This window comes from Pseudomonadota bacterium (assembly GCA_039815145.1).
Taxonomy (GTDB): Bacteria; Pseudomonadota; Gammaproteobacteria; order Steroidobacterales; family JBCBZW01; genus JBCBZW01.
This window is the reverse complement of record JBCBZW010000226.1, coordinates 1-4766: the sequence shown is the minus strand read 5'-3', so window position 1 is coordinate 4766 and position 4766 is coordinate 1. Positions and strand designations below refer to the sequence as shown.

The 4766-nt window shown below is 63.4% G+C and carries 4 protein-coding genes; 2 read left to right on the top strand and 2 right to left on the bottom strand.

Annotated features, from left to right (window positions below):
• Both ileS and AAF184_24750 read right to left on the bottom strand, forming a co-directional pair.
• Positions 1-1622, bottom strand: a 1622-nt coding sequence (gene ileS / locus AAF184_24755; protein MEO0425568.1) for an isoleucine--tRNA ligase, incomplete at its 3' end; no start/stop codon positions are given.
• Positions 1623-1757: 135 nt separating this feature from the next.
• Positions 1758-2747 (bottom strand): integron integrase, encoded by a 990-nt coding sequence (locus tag AAF184_24750; protein ID MEO0425567.1) that lies wholly within the window; start codon positions 2745-2747, stop codon positions 1758-1760.
• A 1123-nt stretch (positions 2748-3870) separates the two neighbouring features.
• Between AAF184_24750 and AAF184_24745 the strand changes: the two genes are divergently transcribed.
• On the top strand, positions 3871-4215 hold the full coding sequence (locus tag AAF184_24745) for a hypothetical protein (GenBank protein MEO0425566.1): 345 nt from the start codon (positions 3871-3873) through the stop codon (positions 4213-4215).
• A gap of 158 nt (positions 4216-4373) precedes the next feature.
• Positions 4374-4622, top strand: a complete 249-nt coding sequence (locus AAF184_24740; GenBank protein MEO0425565.1) for a hypothetical protein — start codon at positions 4374-4376, stop codon at positions 4620-4622.
• Positions 4623-4766: the final 144 nt, after the last annotated feature.

The window sequence follows — 4766 nt, the reverse complement described above, 5'->3', positions numbered from 1 at the left end:
GCGTAGGGCATCGACCCCGACTCGAACCAGCAGTCGAGAACCTCCGAGATGCGCTTGTAGGTGCCCGCCTCCCCGTCGACGGTAAAGGTCAACGGGTCCACGTGTTCGCGGTGCAGGTCCGTGACCGTGACGCCCGTGGCTTCCGCCAGCTCCGCGATGGAGCCGAAGCACTTCATGCTCCCCGTCTCGTCATTGATCCAGATGGGCAGGGGCGTGCCCCACACGCGGTTGCGCGAGATCGCCCAGTCGATCGCCCCCTCCAGCCACTTGCCGAAGCGGCCGTGCTTGATGTGGTCAGGCACCCAACGGATCTGCTCGTTGGCGTCGATCAACTTCTGCTGGATGCTGGTGACGCTCACGAACCAAGACGGCACCGCGAGATAGATGAGCGGCGTGTCCGAGCGGGGGCAGAAGGGGTAGCTGTGGTCGATGACGTCCTGCTTGTAGAGGGCGCCGGTGTCCTTGAGGTGGCGGATGATGCCCTTGTCCGCCTCCTTCACGTGCTGACCCTGGAAGTCCGGCACCTGGGCCGTGAACTCGCCGTTCACCGTGACCGGCGCCGCGAAGGCCGAGATGTCGTGGGCGCGCAGCACGCGGTAGTCGTCCTCACCGAAGGCCGGCGCCTGGTGCACCAGGCCCGTGCCGCTGTCGGTGGTCACGTAGTCATCGCTCACCACCACGAAGGCGCCCTGCTCGCGCTGGTCCGCGAAGTAGGGGAAGACCGGGTCGTAGGCCTTGCCCACGAGGGCGTCGCCAGTGAGGCGCTCGAGGACCGTGAAGCGCTCCTCGCCGCCGTAGGCGTCCATGCGCGCCGCCGCCATGTAGAGGCGCTGCTGGGTCTGCTTGTCCTGCACCAGGACGTACTCGATCTCCGGCCCCACACAGACCGCCAGGTTGGACGGCAGGGTCCAGGGCGTGGTGGTCCAGATGGCGAGGCTCGCCTCCTCGTCGCGCAGGGGCATGAGGACGGTCACCGCCGGATCCTGCACGTCGTGGTAGTTCGAGGTCGCTTCGAAGTTCGACAGGGGCGTGCCCAGGGCCGTCGACACCGGCATCACCTTCACACCCTGGTAGATCAGGCCCTTGTCCCACAGCTGCTTGAAGGCCCACCACACCGATTCCATGAACCAGGGGTCCATGGTCTTGTAGTCGTTGTCGAAGTCGATCCATCTACCTAAGCGGGTGATCGTGTGGCGCCATTCCTTCACGTAGCGCTGGACGATCGCCCGACACTCATCGTTGTAGCCCGCGATGCCCAGCTTCTCGACCGCCTCATGGGCCGACATCCCCAGCTGCTTGTCGATCTCGTGCTCGATGGGCAGGCCATGGCAGTCCCAGCCGAAGCGACGCTGGACGTAGCGGCCCTGCATCGTCCAGTAGCGCGGGACGATGTCCTTCAGGGTGCTCGCCACCAGGTGGCCGTGGTGGGGGAGGCCGGTCGCGAACGGGGGGCCGTCGTAGAAGATGTACGGCTTCGCGTCACGGGTCTGCTCCAGGCTGCGCTCGAAGGCGCGGGTGCGCTCCCAGAAGGCCAGGATGGCGTGCTCCATCTCCACGAAGGAGAAGGTGGCGGAGTCTTGGGGCTGCTGCTGCTGGTCGGTTTGGTCGTCGGATGGCGCCATGCGCTTAGGGGCCTTTGGGTTCGTAATGGGAATGAGGCAGCCGCCTATGGTACTGGGGCTGGGGCAGGGCTCCAACGGGGGCGGACCCGGGAGGATTTGGGAGCCGCGGGGCGGCGTTCCAAGGGGAGGGGAGGGCTATGGGGCTCGATCGACTGGACTCTCGATAGCCCCCGCGCGGTTGCGGACCACATGGAGGTAGATCTCGGTGGTGCGGATATCGCGGTGGCCCAGGAGCGATTGGACGAGCTTGATGTCGTAGCCCGTCTCCACCAGGCGGGTCGCAAAGGAGTGGCGGAAGGTGTGGCAGCTCGCGCGGCGGCGGAATCCAGACGCCCGGATGGCGTTGGCCACGGCTCGCTGGACGGCCGATCGGTGCAGGTGGTGACGCCTGACGACGCCGGTACGCGGGTCCGGCGCCAGCTGAGTGGCAGGGAACAGGAACTGCCAAGGGGTGCTCTTCGCCGCCTTTGGGTACTTCCTCGCAAGGGCATCTGGCATCCAGACCTCGCCGTAGCCGCGGTTCAGGTCGTAGGCGTGGAGTTCCTCCACCTCGCGGATCTGCTCCTCGAGGACGTCGTCCAACGAGGTTGGCAAGAGCGTTGCGCGTTCGTTACCGCCCTTGCCGTCGCGAACGGTGATCTGGCGGGCAACGAAGTCGAGGTCCTTGATGCGTAGGCGGAGCGCTTCGGAGACGCGTAGGCCGGAGCCGTAGAGTAGTGTGCCGATGACTTTGCTGGTGCCGTTCAGTTCGGCGATAACTGCCTTCGCCTCCGCGTGGGTGAAGACTGTGGGCATGCGGCGCTGCTTCTTGGCCGGGCGATAGTCCAGGTGCCCCAAGGGCGTTCGTAGGTGACGGTGGTAGAGGAAGACGATGGCGTTGAGCGCCAGGCGTTGCGCGGCTACTGCGCATTGTTGGTTCTCGGCCAGGTCGCCGAGGAATTGCTCGACCTCGGGCGCGCCGAGTTCTGATGGGTGGCGGCGATGGTGGAAGCGGATGTAGCGGAGCGTCCAGTGGACGTAGGTCTTTTCAGTTTCGTAGCTCAGGCCGTTGGCGCGGATGGTGAGCCGGAGTTGGTCCATGAAGCGGGGTGGGTTTGGCTCGACGGCTGGGCGGATGTCCTGCATGGTTTTTCTGGGTCTAGGTAAGCGATGAGGTGAAGAAGGCGCGTGCGACATTTTCCCATGCGATATAACCCGCAAGGTGATCGACTTTTCGATGCAACTACAGGGATTTGCGGTCCCTACGTTGCCAGGCCAGAGTTTGGACAAGGTCGCGTGGGGGATTGATGCGCACGCGACAATTGGCGCAGACTGATTTCCGGTCCACGTTGCAACGTTCGTTGGGAACTCAGAGTGTTAGTAGCTGACCCTAGAGAGTTGACCGTGCAGATACGTCGCGTGGGAAACCGTCGCGGCGTCGATAGAATTGGCTGTTACACAGCTAGGACAAGCTATCGAGTTTGATGTTTTGGCTTAGCCTTCCGCCCTCGTCGCAAGTTCCACGGATAGGTTTCCGCAAGGCGGCAAGTAGATACGGTCGCAAGTAGCTCTGAGCTGGCCAGCTCACGCGCTTGTGCTCCTCGATTTGCGCTTGGTTCTCTTCGGTGCTTCGCGGTCGGACACGGGAGAACCCGGGTGTGTGGTCGCCCGGGGCGGCTGAAACCGGCAAGCACACGAGGCACCAGAGTCACGTGCGGGTAGCGCCCGCCATGCTGGCTTGGGTGCCCATCGGCCTTTATCGATGCCGATGCGAGTCGGATACGCCCATTCGCCGTTGGCAAGTGCCAGCGACCTGGATTGTCTCGCTGCGACGGCGGTGTTTGATCGGGTGGCGTACTCAAATGCCCGAACGCTTCGCTTCACGCCCCGCTGCGCCGTAGCGGATCCTGATCGGAAACGGGATAACCCGGGTGTGCCGTGGCCCGGGGCGGCTGAGCCGGCAAGCCCACTAGGCACTCGAGTCACGTGCGTGTAGTGGCGCCAATGCCGGCTGGAGTGCCCGACGGCGTACCTAGATTGCGTCGTAGCGTATCGGTGGTAGGGTTGTCAGCATGAATCAGCGTCGCCGTAAGCACCTGAAGTTGAGGTTGCCGTCAGTAGCGGTCGCGTCGCTGTGTAACAAGTGGCTGCAGGTGTCGCTGGACTCGCTTTCCCACCCCGGCTGCGCCGGGGCGGAGCCGGTACGCGGCGCACCTGAGCACAAGCGTTAGGCGGCACGGTAACGTGAGTCGAGGCATTGAGGCGGAGAATGGCCGAAGAGTATCCACCAGAGTTGAAACTCTACGATCACGTTCCGAATAGCGGGATTGTGCACATGCCCAACCGACGCTTTCCGGGTGTAGCGCTACAGGGCGATAGCTTGAGCGTCATGCTTTCCGACGCGGTCTACTTCATGGAGCGAGCGGTTGCCCATGGTGACGAGGAGCTGTTCGACTGCGCGCAAGATCTAGCCGAGAGACTCAAGTGGCACCTCACTCGTTACGAAGATGTGCTCAGCCGCGAGGGCTTCGAAAGGCCCTATACGATCGAGGTTGGAGAGGTTGATGTTGAGTCAGACTTTGACAGCCGGTCTCCGGAGTCGCGCGCGGACTAGGCTCGTGCTAATCGGGGGCGCTGGTGCAATGACGTCTAACAATTTCGGTCGAGTCCGACACTTGACAGCTCTCTCCCTGCGCTGCCGCTCCGGTCGGTCGCTGTCAAGTGCGGCTCACCGAAGGTGTTAGACGTCACATTGAGGGAGGGAGTGCTTCGGTGAAGGCGTACGGATACAGTACGGGCAACTTGGCAACGCTGCTTGAACTGCAGGAGGTTACGCTCGCTCCAGACTCGGTATCGGAGCTTCGGGTGGTTGCCGATTTCTTGCTGGAAGTGGCCAAGCAGATTGAAGCCCAGGCGCTCGAGTCGGACCACGTCCACCTCGAGGATCGACATCCGGAAGCGGCGCTAGGTCTTCGTTTCGTAGTTTCGGCCGCTGCGTTAGAAGACGGGCTGCGGCCGTGACTGTTTGGACGGATCGCGTAGTGCCGCCTAACCATACATTGCTGCTGTCGCTGGACCCTGCCACCACACCGGCTACCGCCGGCGCGGCGCAGCGTAAAGCGCAGCAGAACCTAGGCGTTAGGCAGCGCAGATGCGAGTTGCGCT

Coding starts and splice junctions, on each gene's coding strand:
- AAF184_24750 (MEO0425567.1), bottom strand. CDS start 2,747: ATGCAGGACATCCGCCCAGCCGTCGAGCCAAACCCACCCCGCTTCATG.
- AAF184_24745 (MEO0425566.1), top strand. CDS start 3,871: ATGGCCGAAGAGTATCCACCAGAGTTGAAACTCTACGATCACGTTCCG.